This is a genomic window from Acinetobacter sp. YH12041 (genome assembly GCF_013419975.1).
Lineage (GTDB): Bacteria > Pseudomonadota > Gammaproteobacteria > Pseudomonadales > Moraxellaceae > Acinetobacter.
Genome location: NZ_VOZC01000001.1, coordinates 47517 through 61816, shown reverse-complemented (window position 1 = coordinate 61816; position 14300 = coordinate 47517). Strand labels below are relative to the sequence as shown.

14 protein-coding genes are annotated in these 14300 nt (G+C 45.2%); 6 read left to right on the top strand and 8 right to left on the bottom strand.

The genetic code is table 11. The features are described 5' to 3' along the window. On the bottom strand, window positions 1-594 hold the full coding sequence (locus tag FTU00_RS00315; RefSeq protein WP_180104724.1) for a YqiA/YcfP family alpha/beta fold hydrolase: 594 nt from the start codon (window positions 592-594) through the stop codon (window positions 1-3). 243 nt (window positions 595-837) lie between these two features. On the opposite strand from FTU00_RS00315, the gene FTU00_RS00310 reads away from it, so the two are divergent. Next, window positions 838-2169: an alpha/beta hydrolase gene (locus FTU00_RS00310; RefSeq protein ID WP_166137513.1), complete on the top strand. Its 1332-nt coding sequence runs from the start codon at window positions 838-840 to the stop codon at window positions 2167-2169. Window positions 2170-2257: 88 nt separating this feature from the next. Here FTU00_RS00310 and FTU00_RS00305 read toward each other — a convergent pair whose 3' ends face one another. Together FTU00_RS00305 and gshA are read right to left on the bottom strand one after the other, a co-directional pair. Beyond that, window positions 2258-2785, bottom strand: a complete 528-nt coding sequence (locus FTU00_RS00305) for a disulfide bond formation protein B (RefSeq protein ID WP_166137516.1) — start codon at window positions 2783-2785, stop codon at window positions 2258-2260. 18 nt (window positions 2786-2803) lie between these two features. Further along, window positions 2804-4381, bottom strand: coding sequence for a glutamate--cysteine ligase (gene gshA, locus FTU00_RS00300; protein ID WP_180178865.1), 1578 nt, complete (start codon window positions 4379-4381; stop codon window positions 2804-2806). A gap of 211 nt (window positions 4382-4592) precedes the next feature. Between gshA and FTU00_RS00295 the strand changes: the two genes are divergently transcribed. The 3 genes from FTU00_RS00295 to FTU00_RS00285 are packed head-to-tail and all read left to right on the top strand — an operon-like array spanning window position 4593 to window position 7056. Further along, entirely contained in the window at window positions 4593-5132 is a 540-nt protein-coding gene (locus FTU00_RS00295; protein ID WP_180178864.1) for a DUF924 family protein, read from the top strand. 41 nt (window positions 5133-5173) lie between these two features. Then, window positions 5174-5740 carry a hypothetical protein gene (locus FTU00_RS00290; protein ID WP_180025288.1) on the top strand — a complete coding sequence of 189 codons (567 nt, stop codon included), beginning with the start codon at window positions 5174-5176 and terminating at the stop codon, window positions 5738-5740. Between the two features lie 14 nt (window positions 5741-5754). Then, on the top strand, window positions 5755-7056 hold the full coding sequence (locus FTU00_RS00285; protein ID WP_159124210.1) for a DUF445 domain-containing protein: 1302 nt from the start codon (window positions 5755-5757) through the stop codon (window positions 7054-7056). A gap of 86 nt (window positions 7057-7142) precedes the next feature. On the opposite strand, the gene FTU00_RS00280 is transcribed toward FTU00_RS00285, so the two are convergent. Continuing rightward, the gene (locus tag FTU00_RS00280) at window positions 7143-7430 is read right to left on the bottom strand and encodes a DUF2798 domain-containing protein (RefSeq protein ID WP_125278848.1); all 288 of its coding nucleotides are present in this window, start codon (window positions 7428-7430) and stop codon (window positions 7143-7145) included. A 253-nt stretch (window positions 7431-7683) separates the two neighbouring features. Between FTU00_RS00280 and argS the strand changes: the two genes are divergently transcribed. Both argS and FTU00_RS00270 read left to right on the top strand, forming a co-directional pair. Continuing rightward, entirely contained in the window at window positions 7684-9474 is a 1791-nt protein-coding gene (gene argS / locus FTU00_RS00275) for an arginine--tRNA ligase (RefSeq protein WP_180178863.1), read from the top strand. Between the two features lie 309 nt (window positions 9475-9783). Next, complete coding sequence (locus tag FTU00_RS00270) at window positions 9784-10398, top strand: SPOR domain-containing protein (protein WP_180178862.1); 615 nt, start codon at window positions 9784-9786, stop codon at window positions 10396-10398. Between the two features lie 159 nt (window positions 10399-10557). On the opposite strand, the gene asd is transcribed toward FTU00_RS00270, so the two are convergent. The 4 genes from asd to FTU00_RS00250 form a co-directional block, all read right to left on the bottom strand. Further along, on the bottom strand, window positions 10558-11409 hold the full coding sequence (gene asd / locus FTU00_RS00265) for an archaetidylserine decarboxylase (protein ID WP_180178861.1): 852 nt from the start codon (window positions 11407-11409) through the stop codon (window positions 10558-10560). Further along, entirely contained in the window at window positions 11406-12254 is an 849-nt protein-coding gene (locus FTU00_RS00260; protein ID WP_180178996.1) for a sulfurtransferase, read from the bottom strand. Before FTU00_RS00260 ends, asd begins: the two co-directional genes overlap by 4 nt. Window positions 12255-12432: 178 nt before the next feature. Then, window positions 12433-13638, bottom strand: coding sequence for a nicotinate phosphoribosyltransferase (gene pncB, locus FTU00_RS00255; protein WP_180178860.1), 1206 nt, complete (start codon window positions 13636-13638; stop codon window positions 12433-12435). 128 nt (window positions 13639-13766) lie between these two features. Continuing rightward, window positions 13767-14294, bottom strand: a complete 528-nt coding sequence (locus tag FTU00_RS00250; RefSeq protein ID WP_180130203.1) for an ankyrin repeat domain-containing protein — start codon at window positions 14292-14294, stop codon at window positions 13767-13769. Window positions 14295-14300 lie beyond the last annotated feature (6 nt).

Here is a 14300-nt window from a genome sequence, read left to right as displayed (position 1 = left end):
TTATTCGGTTTCCTTTTTTATGCAGTCGGATAAAAACTGTAAGAGCAGCGGAATTTTCTCCGCAAAATCATCCATGCCATGGCTGCCATTGGCCTCGGTCATCAGCAGTGCAGGTGGACGAGCTGAACTATAATAGCGATGTGCTTCACGATAATCCAAAACTTCATCGCCTTGTTGTAACAGCACTAACATTTTGTCTGCATCTTGTGCAGTTGGTAGCGCCATGGCTTCGAGCTGGCCAAGATCTGCGTCATTCAGGCACCAGTTCGGATGAACCTGCAGGGGCAATTCATCATCAAATAGTTCACGAAACAGCTGCCATGGTCGCATTGCCGGATTGATCAGTACAGCCGGCACATGCGCTTGAGCGACCAGATATGTCGCATAAAATCCCCCCAAGCTACTGCCGACTAATGCTACCTGATCCATCGACTGGATCAATTTAGAAATCTTCTGAATTGCAGCTATGGGCGGCATGTTCAAATCGGGTAAATGCACCTGAATATCCGGGTACTTTGCACAGTATTGTTCCAATAACTGGCCTTTAATTGAGCTGCTACTACTCTTGAACCCATGCAGGTAAATGATATTCATCGGCAATCAATAAAAAACAAACAAAATGTCAAAATTTAATTTAAAAGTGTGAAATACACTTCATTTTATAACCACTTAATTGCTTAAATTGTCTGACAAAAAAGCCTTTAATGTTATGCAATTCTCGCTATTTTAAGAGTATTCCGAATAAATTGAGAATCAAGAATACTGAAAAAAAGAATTTATACCGCGAAGTGCTCAAAAAAGAAAGATGTCTACGGCTCATATAAAGGATAGGATCAAATGCCAAGTTTAACGCCATTGCATGAAACCTATTGTCGATGGGATCGAACTCCGCTTAGCCAGGCAGATGTCCTGGAAGGCCTGGCACAATTGGTCACCATGCGCTTTAGTGATGTAGTACAGGAGCTGATTAAATCGATTCAGCGTGAAATTTTAATGAGCGTATTCGGGCTGAGTGAAAAAAATTCCAAAACTTTCCAGAATATTCCTTATATCGTACGTCTGTATCAAATGTCTTATGACATGATCTTTCATTATGGCAATACCCTGATTGCGCCTGGACTGCGCCGTATTATTGAAAGATTTCCAAAATTACATAATAAACCTCTGACCCCGACCATGCATTTTATGGTCAGTGCCCTGAACGGGATTATTGGCGATTATCTGCTGAAATATCAGAATCCTCTCGCCCTGCCGATGCTCATTTACGATCATTATGGTTCTCTGCAACAAGGTGAGCTAACCGGACGCATTACCCTATTTGTGCATGGTCTGTGCATGAACCATCTGGACTGGTCAACCCGCAAATATCCGGGCATTGGAGAAAAATTACTGGCACAGCGTGACCATAACACCATGCTGTACCTGAACTACAATACCGGACGCCGCATTTCAGCCAATGGCCGCAGTCTGGCCAATGCCTTGCAGGATCTGGTCAAACGTAATCCAGGAATTACCAGTATTGATCTGATCGGACACAGTATGGGCGGTCTGGTGTCACGCAGCGCCTTGTTCTATGGCAAACAAAATGTCTATGACTGGATTCCGATGGTAGAAAATCTGGTCTGTCTGGGCTCACCGCATCATGGTGCGGTACTGGAACGTTTTGGTTTTAGTTTGCAGGAAAAGCTCGGACATTTTCCTTTAGTGAAAATTGTGGGACATGTGGTGAATATTCGTAGTAACGGAATTCTAGACTTACGTCATGGCAGCGTCCGGGATGATGACTGGGAACATAATCCGGTACGGATTGGCTTTATGGACGACAACCGTAAACCGGCACCGATTCCTGCGCATATTGATGCCTATCTGGTGGCAGGTACGATCGAGTTTGAACACCATACCAACAAAACGCTTAATGTGATCGGTGATTATCTGGTCAGTGTCAAAAGTGCCTTGGGCGAACATCCCCATCCGCGTTTTGATCTGAAAGTACCCGACGCACATAAGGCGATTTTCTATGGACTGAATCATTTTGAAATTCAGTATCATCCACTGGTGGCCGAACAGATTGTACGCTGGTTCTATCCAAGTGTGGAAGATGAAACCTATACGCAAATTCATGAATACGTGACCGATCTGGACAGTATTGAAGGCATTGCCCTAACCTGATTGAAGGTAAAAAATTTGGTTCGCCTCTAAGAGAGTGATAAAAAAAAGCCAGTCTGTAGACTGGCTTTTTTGATTCCAATTTTGAAAATCAGTATTTATCTCTTAGACGTTTGACGGGCGCAGTCTGATATTTGCGGAATAACTGCCACAGGCTGATCAGCAATAAAATACTGAAGAACATCAATGACCAGACCGGTAAAGATTGCCCCAGGAACGTCCAGTCAATTGCGGCACATTCACCTGAACCGTTTAATACCTGCTGTAATACCGATTTCATCGGCAAAGTTTCCAGCCAGTAATCCAGACCTGGGCCACAGCTCGGCACTTGATCTGGGGGCAGGTTCTGTAGCCAGACGTGCCGTGCAGCGACACCGACTGACCATAAGATACTCAGCGAGCCTAAGAAAGCATAACCACGCTTCATGGCATTGGATTTCGGATTATGCAGCAAGGCAATCAGGGAAATAATCCCTAGTCCGATCAATCCGATTCGTTGAAACACACACAATGGGCAAGGGTTCAGACCCTGTCCATGCTCAAGATATAAAGCAAATGCCATCCCGGCAACAGATGCCAAAAACAACACACCACTCACGAAGCGATAACCCCATTGCATGGTTAATCCTCTTATTTATTATCGATATTGGGCTAAATATTCAGTAAAACTGATCGTGTTATCTTGCTCGAGCTGCTGTTGTTGCTGCAATGACTTTTGTGACAATTCATTGAAATATTTAAGTGTTTCTTTGCTTAATCGATGTGATTCATAGAGATTGCTATGCTGATGGGCCAAATGCTGACCAAACTGCCACATGCTGCTGTGGCTACGAATATCTCCGACAATCAGGGCTGACAAGGTCGCATCAACTTCATCGACGCGGATCTGCATGGCTTGCATAGCATTGCTATATAGATCAGTTTCATAAGCCTGATCGAGCAATTGAGCCAGTGGCTGCATACGTTGCAAATGCAGATTACACCAGTCTTCAATCATATAACGCTGGCCATTTTCCATAATCGCAGCGTTATAGGCGCGGCCACGATTGACCACTTCAGCCTGATTCTGGTCAATGATTTCCTGTTCGGCATCCAGCAATGCCGGGCTGTCTTGCAATAAGCAGTACAGTGCCACTACTTCCAGGAAGCCGGCAGTATCTTCATTGATCCCGATCGCGCTATACGGATTGACATCTACAGCACGCAGCTCAACATAGCCGATCCCGCGATTTTGCAAGGCTTGCGATGGAGTTTCACCTTCTTTAGGTACCTGCTTTGGACGCACCAGACTGTAGTATTCATTTTCAATCTGTAGCACATGGTCATTGATCTGAATTGGCTGACCATTGGCATCATCCAGACCCAGACGGGTAAACTGTTTGTACGGTGTTCTGACCGCTTTTTGCAGACCTTCCAGATAATCCTGCAGATTATTGTAGTGAATACCCAGCTGTTTCTGCGCTGAATTCTGGTAGCCAAAGCGTCCCATTCGTAATGCAGTCGAATAAGGCGTATATAAAGTACCGCGTACCAGCGGGAATAAGTGGTGATCACGTCCAGTCATAAAACACTGGCAAACGGCTGGACTGGCACCAACCAGGAAAATCACCAATGGGGTTAAACGAATAAAGTTACGGATCAGCCCCATATAACGATGGCTGCGATAATCCTGCAGACTTAAAGCGCGCAGCTCTTCATCAGTTTCCTGTTCCTGGAGCGCTATAAAGAAATGATCCGGGAAAGACAGATTATAGTGAACCCCGGAAATGGTCTGCATACGACGGCCATAACGCACGCCTAAACCATGACGATACAGCGTTTTAAATAAGCCGATATTGGAACTGCCATATTGCGCCAATGGAATATTTTCATCCTTACTGTCGAGCATACATGGCATAGACATCGGCCAGAGCTTTTCATCATTTTTCAGATGACGGTGTACAAAGGCATGAATGTCGGTCAGATAGTGTAGAGCTTCAGTAATACTCTCTTTCGGTGGAGTAATAAACTCCATCAAGGCTTCAGAATAATCGGTCGTAATATGCGGATGTGTCAGAGCTGAACCTAAGGCATGAGGATGCGGTTCCTGTGACAGGAAACCATTGCTTTGCATACGCAAGCTCTCACGCTCGATACCGCGCAGCATTCCTTTGATGAGCGACGAATCTACCCATTCCGGTAATACATCATGGGCAGTCGATTCAGGTTGACTCATTACAATCTCGCTTAATGGGGGTAACTATTAAAATAGAATCATCGGTTTAGCTTAGTATACCGCGATTTCCAGACAGCACATGCTGCCCTGCCTAGTTTTCAAGCAAACCATTGATTTTTAGTTGGGCAAATTTTTAACACAAAGTTTCTCTATAAGACATGTGAAATTTGTGATTTTATTGACAAATAAATGCTAATAAATTGTAAACAATATGAATTATCAAGATATTTTAGACTTTTGGTTTAGTCCTGAAACTCAACCCAACTGGTTTGCCAAAAGTGACCAGTTCGACCAAAGTTTGAAGGAAAAATTTGGTGATATTCTGGAACAGGCGAGTAGAGCTGAACTGTGGTCATGGCGTAAGAATGCTGATGGTCGATTAGCTGAAATCATTGTTCTGGACCAGTTCTCACGCAATATTTTTCGGGATACGCCGCGTGCTTTTGCTCAGGATAGTCTGGCTTTGGCACTGGCTCAGGAAGCCATCAGCCAGGATCTGGATAAACAGCTGAGTCCGGAGCAACGTTCCTTTCTTTATATGCCTTTCATGCATAGCGAATCTAAATTAATCCATGAATTTGCGCTAAAATTATTTCAGCGCCTCGGCAATCCAGAAAACCTCGAATATGAAATCAAGCATAAAATCATTATTGACCGTTTCGGACGCTACCCACATCGCAACCAGATTCTGGGCCGTGAATCCACCGAGGAAGAATTGAGTTTCCTGACCCAGCCAGATAGCAGCTTCTAGAGGTCTGTAACTCGCTGGATCATCCTATCAGGAGAACGAAGATGAAAAAAACCGTCATTGCCCTGAGCCTTGCGACGACTGCCCTGCTTTCTGGCTGTGCAACGACACCGTCCAAGCCGCTTACCTTTGACCAGCTCGGCCAGTACAGCACTACTCCACTGAATGCCAACACTTATCGCATCAGTTTTCAGGCGCGACCTAATATGAGTTTCGGTACAGCCGAAGAAATTACCCTGCTGAAAGCCGCGCAGACCACAGTTCAGAACGGTTTCCAGTTTTTCCGGGTACTGAACGATCCAAGCAACCGTACCCAGCAACCACCGCGTCAGGCGATTGTCTATCCGGCGCCTAGCGTCTATCCATACGGCTATTATCGTCCTTATGGTTATTCCCGTCGCTATCCGGGATTCTGGCCCGATCCATTCTATGACCAGCCCTATACTGTCACTTTAGATCCTGCTCAAGTGGCTTATACCATTGAGTGCTTTAAAGCCGGTCAGGAGCCGAAAGATGCCTTTGATGCCCGCTTGATTTTACAATCACTTGGCGCTAAATATGGAGTAAGTCCATCCGGCCAAGTACTCCAACCGCAGCCGGCCACGCCCTAATAACAGGATGATTTATGCAGAAAGAGCAGCCGTCACCGAGCTTACAACGCAGTAAACGTTTTGCGACTATTGCACTGGTCGTCGCAGTACTGGCTTGGCTGGCGCTGATGATTACTGCCAAACTGCTGCCTGAATATGTCTGGCTGATTCATATTCTGATGCTCTCTGCCGAAGCAGGTGTAGTCGGTGGTCTGGCGGACTGGTATGCAATTACCGTGCTGTTCCGCAATCCTTTTGGCCGGTTACCGATTCCAAAATTTTTACGTGACCATACTGAAATTATTCCACGCAATAAAGCCCGGATTGCCGAATCTATGGGGCGCTTTGTGCAGGAAAATTTCCTTTCCCCGCAAATTGTGCAGCGCAGTCTGGCCAGTACCGATTTAAGTCTGGCTGCTGGCCGCTGGCTGGCCAATCCGCAGAATAATGCTCAAGTCACACAAGTGATTCAGCAGACCGTACCCAAAGTATTTGAATTTGTCGGGCAGGAACAGATCGCCGGATTTATTCAGAGCAATAGTGTGCAATGGGTCAAAAACACCCAGATCAATACCCTGGCCAGCGAAATGCTGCGCGCTGTTTTGGAAAATGATTTCCATCAGGATGTGCTGCAACGCGGCCTAGATGTGGTACATGCCTGGATGACTTCACATCCAGAACAAACCCGTGAGCTGACCCGCACTTTATTCAAGGAAATGGGCGTCTGGCGTCTGGCCAAAGGCGCCAGCTGGATCGGTATTGATGTGCAGCAACGCAGTATCGATTCGGTGATTCAGCGGGTGGAAGCCATGCTGGCAGATCCCGACCATCCGTGGCGGCTTAAAATTGAAGAAACAGCTCAAGAATTGATGCAGCAATTGGCAGATTCTGAAAGTATGGCCAGCCAGCGACTGAATGAAACTAAAGATGCCCTGCTTGACAGTCCGCAAGTGCTAAATTTTATCAGTGGTGCAGTGGTCATTTTATGCGATGCCATCAAAGCAGATTTGCAAAAGTCGGATTCGGGGATTGCGGAGAATCTGCGAGTCGCCATTCAGCAAGTCGGTGAAAATATTATTTCAAATACTTCAGTGCGTGAGTTGCTGAATAACCGTCTCAGTGGTATCGCTGTCGATTTGAGTGACCAGTACAGTGAGAAAGTGATCCGTTTTATCAGTGAACGTATTCATGAATGGGATTCGACTGAGATGATCGACAAGATTGAAAACGAAGTCGGTGGTGACCTGCATATGATCCGGGTCAATGGTGTCGTGGTCGGGGCCTGTATTGGTCTGATCCTTGGGATCATCCGCGCTGCAGTCGAGCATCTGATTTAATTGATTTTTAGTTAGAGAGCCCATCTGTTAGTGAATGCTTTTTACCTTCTAGAACTTCTTTCTTAATTCTCATTGATAGAAAACAATTATTTGGGTGGCTGATTTCCTGACATATCGACCAGCAAGCCGGCAAATTTGCGTACAAAAGGTAAAAGCGTCACCACAATCGGAAAAGCAATCGCCCAGGAAATCATCCAGTTATGAAACCAGAGGGCCATAAAGCCCTCAATCCAGCCCAGATTGCGCAGCATGTTAATCATGGAAATAATTCCACTCATCAGGCAGGACAAGATAAAAGGCACAATGACCAAGGCCCATTTGGCTGGAAGTTTGGGAATATTGCCGATGATGGTCGGACGCTGTTTTGAATCCATGCTGACTCTTTTTATAGTTTCAATCAGGCTAATATAGGCCATTTTGATTGCTGGATGATTCATTTTTTATAGTAAAGTTTGCAACTTATTTATTCCCCTCTTTCTCATGTGATCCTTCATTGATGACCGACCGAGGGATAGAAACCATAGGCTGCTAATCGTATATTTTTTATTCCCCATAAATGGTTTTACCTAAAGAGTCGGAAATTTGCTATATTTGCTGTTTTTCTGCGATATCTATTTTCGACTGATTATGAATACGGCAATCCAAGCAGCTCTCGATCATGCAGTGCAAACTTTACAGGCACAAAACGTACTCCCATCTGACTGGAACAATACAAGTAATTTGACGCGTACCAAAGACCGCAGCCACGGTGACTTTGCATCAAATATTGCCATGATCGCGTCTAAAGCTGCGGGGATGAAACCGCGTGATTTAGCAGAAAAAATCCTTGCTGCCCTGCCTGAAGTGGCGGATATCAGCAAGGCAGAAATTGCAGGCCCAGGCTTTATTAACTTCTTTTTAAATGCAGACCAGCGTTTTGCTGTGCTGGATCAGATTCAGGCTCAACAGGCAACGTATGGTCGTACCCAGGCCAATGCGGAAAAACGCGTTCAGGTTGAATTTGTGTCTGCGAACCCGACTTCCAGCCTGCATGTAGGTCATGGTCGTGGCGCTGCTTATGGTATGACTGTTGCAAATCTGCTTGAAGCGACAGGTGCCAAAGTTGACCGTGAATATTATGTCAACGACGCTGGCCGTCAGATGGATATTCTGGCGACTTCAACTTATCTGCGTTATTTAGAATTGACAGGTCAGGAACTGGTGTTCCCGAAAAATGCCTATCAAGGTGATTACGTTAAAGAAATCGCACAAAGCATTATTGATAAAGACGGCGATATCTATGTTCGCCCTGTTGCAGACGTTTATAAAGATGTCCCTGAAGACGTACAGTATGCTGCCGAACCGGATGCTGAAGGCAATAAAGTGGTTGTTTCAGGCGATAAAGAAAAACACATTGATGGCCTGATCTTCAACTCACAAACCTTATTAAATGAAGGTTACCGCGTCTTCCATCAGGCTGCGTTAAAAGCCATCCTTGATGATATTAAAGATGACCTCGGTGAATTCGGAGTGACTTTCAATCAATGGTTTAGCGAAGCAACTTTGACTGAAAAAATTGGTGAAGCGCTACAAACTCTAGATCAGCGTGGCTTCCTGTATGAAAAAGATGGCAACATCTGGTTCAAGTCGACTGAATTTGGTGATGAAAAAGACCGCGTAGTGAAACGCCGTAATGGTCAAACCACTTATTTCGCGTCTGATATTGCGTATCACCTAAACAAATTACAACGTGGCTATACCGATATCATTGATATCTGGGGTTCAGATCACCACGGTTATATCGCACGTGTAAAAGCAGCGATTGATGCTCTGGGCTATGACTCGAAAAAACTGACTGTACTTCTGGTTCAGTTTGTCAGCCTGTGGCGTGGTGGAGAGATGGTACAGATGTCCTCTCGTTCAGGCCAGTTCGTGACTTTACGTGACCTGCGTAAAGAAGTCGGTAATGATGCAGCGCGTTTCTACTATGTCATGCGTAAATCTGAACAGCACATTGACTTCGACCTTGACCTTGCCGTATCTCAAAGCAAGGACAATGCCGTGTATTACATCCAGTATGCGCATGCGCGGATCTGCCGTATGTTAGAAAAGGCAGCCTCTACAGGTGTGAACTTTGATGCAGCCACTGCACGTGGTCTGGCAGCCAAACTTGAGCTGGAAGCGGAGACTGAAATTCTGGCAAAGCTGGCAGCTTATCCAGAGATTGTCGTTCGTGCTGCAAACAGCTATGAACCGCATCAGATTGGTAACTACCTGAAAGAGCTGGCTGCGCTGTTCCATGGCTGGTACAACGACAACAAGGTTCTGGGCGATGATGCAGAATTGACTCAGGCACGTTTACTGTTATCTGTAAATGTTCGCCAAGTACTGCGTAACGGTCTGGAACTGCTTGGTGTATCGGCGCCTGAGAGCATGTAAGCAAAACACTGTTTTGTATGCTCGCAAGGCGAGAGCTATGCTCGAAGCGAAAATGCAAAGCACTACTTTTACATTGACGCAAGACGGAGAGCCCTGCTCGAAGTAAGCATGCTCATACCGTTTATCTGCTGAATAAACATTTTGTAACTTTAGCTATGTGTTTGAAGATGCAGATAAATTAAAATTCTGTGTGATTTGTGATCTAGATAATGACTTTTCTATCACGATCACATAGGATGAAGTCATAGTAGGGGCATAACTGCTGTTATGCCTTTTCTATTTGCCCCGATAAATAAGAGGAAATCCCAAGTGTTTGGAAAAACGCAGCGCGGTGTATCTGAAAGACCGAATAAGCCTAAAAAGCCACTTATTCCTACCTGGCTCGGCACACTCGTGATCATTTTAATCGTGTTAAGTTTTTTAATGGCACTCATGCTGTGGAAGCCATGGGAACCCGTTAAACCTAAAAACCAGACTACAGCTGAGCATTCTCAAGAAGAAGATACCAATAAAGACTACCGTTTTTATGATCTGTTGCCACAACAGCAAGTAACACCGATTCCTGAAGAGGCGGTTCCTGAAGCAAAAAATCAGGAAGCAGTGGTGATTGTAGAGGCACCAAGACCAGAAGTTGATGAATCAGAAACAGCAACTGAGCCGGGTCTGGATGCAACCGAAGCCCCAACTCCTGCTTCTGCAAGCTATATTTTACAAGTCCGTAGTTTTGATGACCCGGATCAGGCAGATGCCCGCCGTGCAGAAATCATTCTCAACGGTTTATCTGCAGATGTAGTCCGCAGTGTGGAAAATGGCAAGGTTTGGTATCGTGTAGTATCTGGACCTTATGACTCAGCGGAATCTGCCATTATTGCACAGCAAACCTTACAGCACAGTGGTATCGATTCGATCGTAGTCAAACGATAAGGTTTAAATATAAAAAGCGCCAGATGGCGCTTTTTTTGTTCCCTCACTTTTTAGAGAACCTCCCCCTTTATTAAAGGGGGAATGAGGGGGATTTACTTATTCTGAGTTAGCAAATATTTAATCCCTCCAACCTCCCTTTAAAAGGGAGGCTTTGGGCACTTAGATAATGTGACCTAGAGCCTCACCCATCAACACGGTTGAATTGGCTTTAAACTTCTCATCCCATTGCATCTTGTTTTCTTCAAACAGAATAACAGCGGTTGAACCTAAGTAGAAACGACCCAGCTCAGCACCTTTTTCTAAGAAAAGATTATGTTGATTCAGCTCGATACGGCCAGAGGGTTTTACTTTGCCAGTCGCTACAGTTTCAATACCAGCCACAATCATCGCGCCAACTAGAACCACTGCCATACGACCAAGTTCGGTATCAAACAGACATACCATACGTTCATTACGGGCAAACAGGCCCGGAATATTTTCGGCCGTGGTCTGGTTGACCGAGAACAATTCACCCGGTACATATAAAGTTTCAGTCAGAGTCCCGGCAAATGGCATATGAACACGGTGATAGTCACGTGGTGACAGATACACCGTCGCAAACTCACCATTCTTGAATGGTTCTGCTAGTTGCGGATCAGCAATCAGGTTTTCAACCGTAAACTTCTGGCCTTTGGCCTGAAACACATCGCCATTTTCAATTTTACCCAGTTGGGAAATCGCGCCATCTGCCGGAGATACAATCGCAGTTGAATCAGCATCGACCGCACGCACCCCGGTTCTTAGTCCACGGGTAAAGAAATCATTAAATGATTTGAATTTTAAAGCATTGGTTTGCTCAGCAATCGACATATCAATCCCGTATTTAGTCTTGAATGCTGCGATCACGGCTGTTTTTACAATCGGATTTTCGCTGGCTGCAATTTTTCCCACCACACGGGACAGGCGATGCTGTGGCACCACTTTTTGGGCCTGGATAAACAGTTGTTGTTTTAGACGCGATGTGATGCTCAAGATGGCACCTCTCCTGTAGCGATTGGACTATCGAGGCGGTTGCCCCATTCACTCCACGCACCATCATAGGCTCGAATATTCCAGCCGAATAAGCGACCCAGAATATAAGCCAGACCTGAACGGTGATGGGACTGACAATACACCACAACCGGCTGATCCAGATCAAATCCCAGTTGTTCCAGACGCTGCTGAGTACGTGGTAAAGGATGTAATTTTAAATGATTTTGCCGGTTAAGGGCAGTACTCCACTCAAAATGACGTGCGCCCGGGATGTGACCACCGCGTCGCGCAGCCAGACGAAGGCCGGTATATTCATCTTCTGTACGACAATCCCATACCTGAATATTTTCATTTTCAATGAGTTGTTTTAGTTCATTATAATCGATCTGAAACTCAGCCTTTCTCTCAAGATTGACTGGAACCAGATGATCGACAGGTGTAAACGTTTCCTGATCCGATGAAGTCGGTAGTCCCGCACCCAGCCAGGCATGGATGCCACCATTGAGTAAACTGGTATTTTCAAAGCCCAAACAATGCAGGTTCCAAAGCAGACGTCCTGCCCATGCCCCACCTTCATCATCATAAGCTACGACATGATGTTCAGGAGAAATATTCAGATAACGAATTAAAGCTTTCAGCCCTTCTACGTCCGGTAACAGGCCCATGGCTGTTTCTTCCTGACGAACCAGCAGCTTGGGTTGCAGATGTAAGGCATGTGGAATATGCAATTGTTCATAAACCGACGCCCGGCTTAAATCAACAATTCGAAGTTTTTCGTGTCCCAAATGCGGAACCAAATCTTCTGCTTCAATCAGCAGACCAAAGTCAAAGGCGGAAGCTGTCATCTTAGTAGTTGTCATTGCGGTCAAATCCTTTTGATCTTAGCACAGCTCATTTTTTCAATTATGTTGTTTTTATCTAGATCCTTAGCATAATTTTAGCTAAAGCTAATTTAAGAAAGACCATCATCTAAGAAAAAACCGCCTCATGATTGAAGCGGTTTTTTGAATAAAGCAGAGATTTTTAGGCAGGTTCTGAGATATTGAACACCTGACGTAAATAAGCCAGGAAGGTATCATTATCTGTCATGGTTTTGCCTGGGCTATCGGAGATTTTCGCCACAGATTGACGGTTACATTCCACCAGTTTCAATACGATATTTAGCGGCGTCTGCCCCATATCATTGGTCAGATTGGTGCCGATCCCGAAACTGACCTGAAAGCGATCTTTGAAGTATTGATGTAATTTCCAGGCTTTTTCCAGATTCAGACCATCACTAAAAGTCAGCATTTTGGTTTTACTGTCAATTTTCAGCTTTTTATAATGTGCATAAGCTTTGTCACCCCATTCATAGGGATCGCCACTGTCATGACGCAAGCCATCAAACAGTTTGGCAAAGTACAGGTCAAAGTCACGCAGGAAAGCATCCATCCCGACCACATCGGTCAAGGCAATTCCGAGGTCACCACGGTATTCTTGAACCCAGGTTTCCAGGGCTGCTTTCTGGAAATTACGCAAACGTACATCCAAGGCCTGAAAGGCTTGCAGAAATTCATGCGCCATCGTCCCGATCGGAGTAATGCCCAATTCTTTGGCTAAGTATACATTACTGGTCCCACGGAACACGTGCGGTGCAGCTTTATTGAATTCTTCGACGACATGCTTTTGCCAATCAAAACTATAACGACGGCGGGTACCAAAGTCTGACACCAAGAATGGTGGATCATTCGGATTCTGCGCGGCATCATACTGTTTTAAAAGTTCGATTTTGGCCTTAAGACGGCGCTCACCCTCAGCCCGCACTTCAGGTGTACGGATGCGGCTGAAATACAATTCATTCACAATGGCCAGTACAAAGATTTCAAACATCATTGCCTGAACCATGGGGCCTTCAATAGTAATATCCAGGCGGCCTTCACTATCGATGGTGGCCTTAATAAAACGCCGTTTGAGCTGGAATAGTTCCAGATAATCCACAAAATCGCTTTTGATAAAACGCAGGCTGCGTAAATATTGTAATTCGTCTTCTTTAAATTTGAGCTGACACAGCAAATCCAGTTGGTGATTCAAATCATCCAGAATATCCGTCAGCGGATATTCCGTGTCTTCCAGATTGCGACAACGGAAATGATAGACACTATGCGTTTGCGGAAACTTGTGTAATACCACTTGTAGCATGGTGAATTTATACAAGTCAGTATCTAACAAAGAGTGGATAATTGGAGCCATAACTAAGGAAAATATCGCTGTGCTTATCCCGCATTAAAGCATAAAAGTTTAGGCAATATTGCAGGATTTACGTACAGCTAGCTGAATTATCGACAAAAGTTCAAGAAAATAAACTGCTTCCTGCTCGGTTATTTGACTGCTTTCACCCCGTTTTCCTGTTCCTTGATAATTTTCTGTAGCTGCTTTTCCTGACCGATCACCTTGGCAAATTCAGCTGTGGTTTTTTGCCCGGTTTTCTTGGCTTGAGCATCACAGTCGACCTGACGCAGCTGTTTGGCAATGGCAAATTCCATTTTGAACAAGGCACCCATCAATGCCGTATTGCCACGATTGTCCCGGGCGCAGCGGTCTGCCCCTTTGGCCAGTAAGGTGGTCACGATATCCTGATGGCCATAATAGGTCGCCATCATCAACGGGGTATAACCATCTTTATTGCGTACATCGACTGGAAAGCCGTGTTTTAAAAATTCATTGATCACTTCGCTATTGCCGATTTTAGCGGCCGCAAAAAACAGATCGATCAATTCCTGTTGTGAGGTCATCTGAACGCTTGCCGCAGTTTTTGCAGGGGAGACATTCTTCACTTCAGCAGCAGTTGCGAATGCGGAGCTAAAGGCAAGAATACTGGCTAAAAATGCATATGGTAGAACTTTCATGATGAA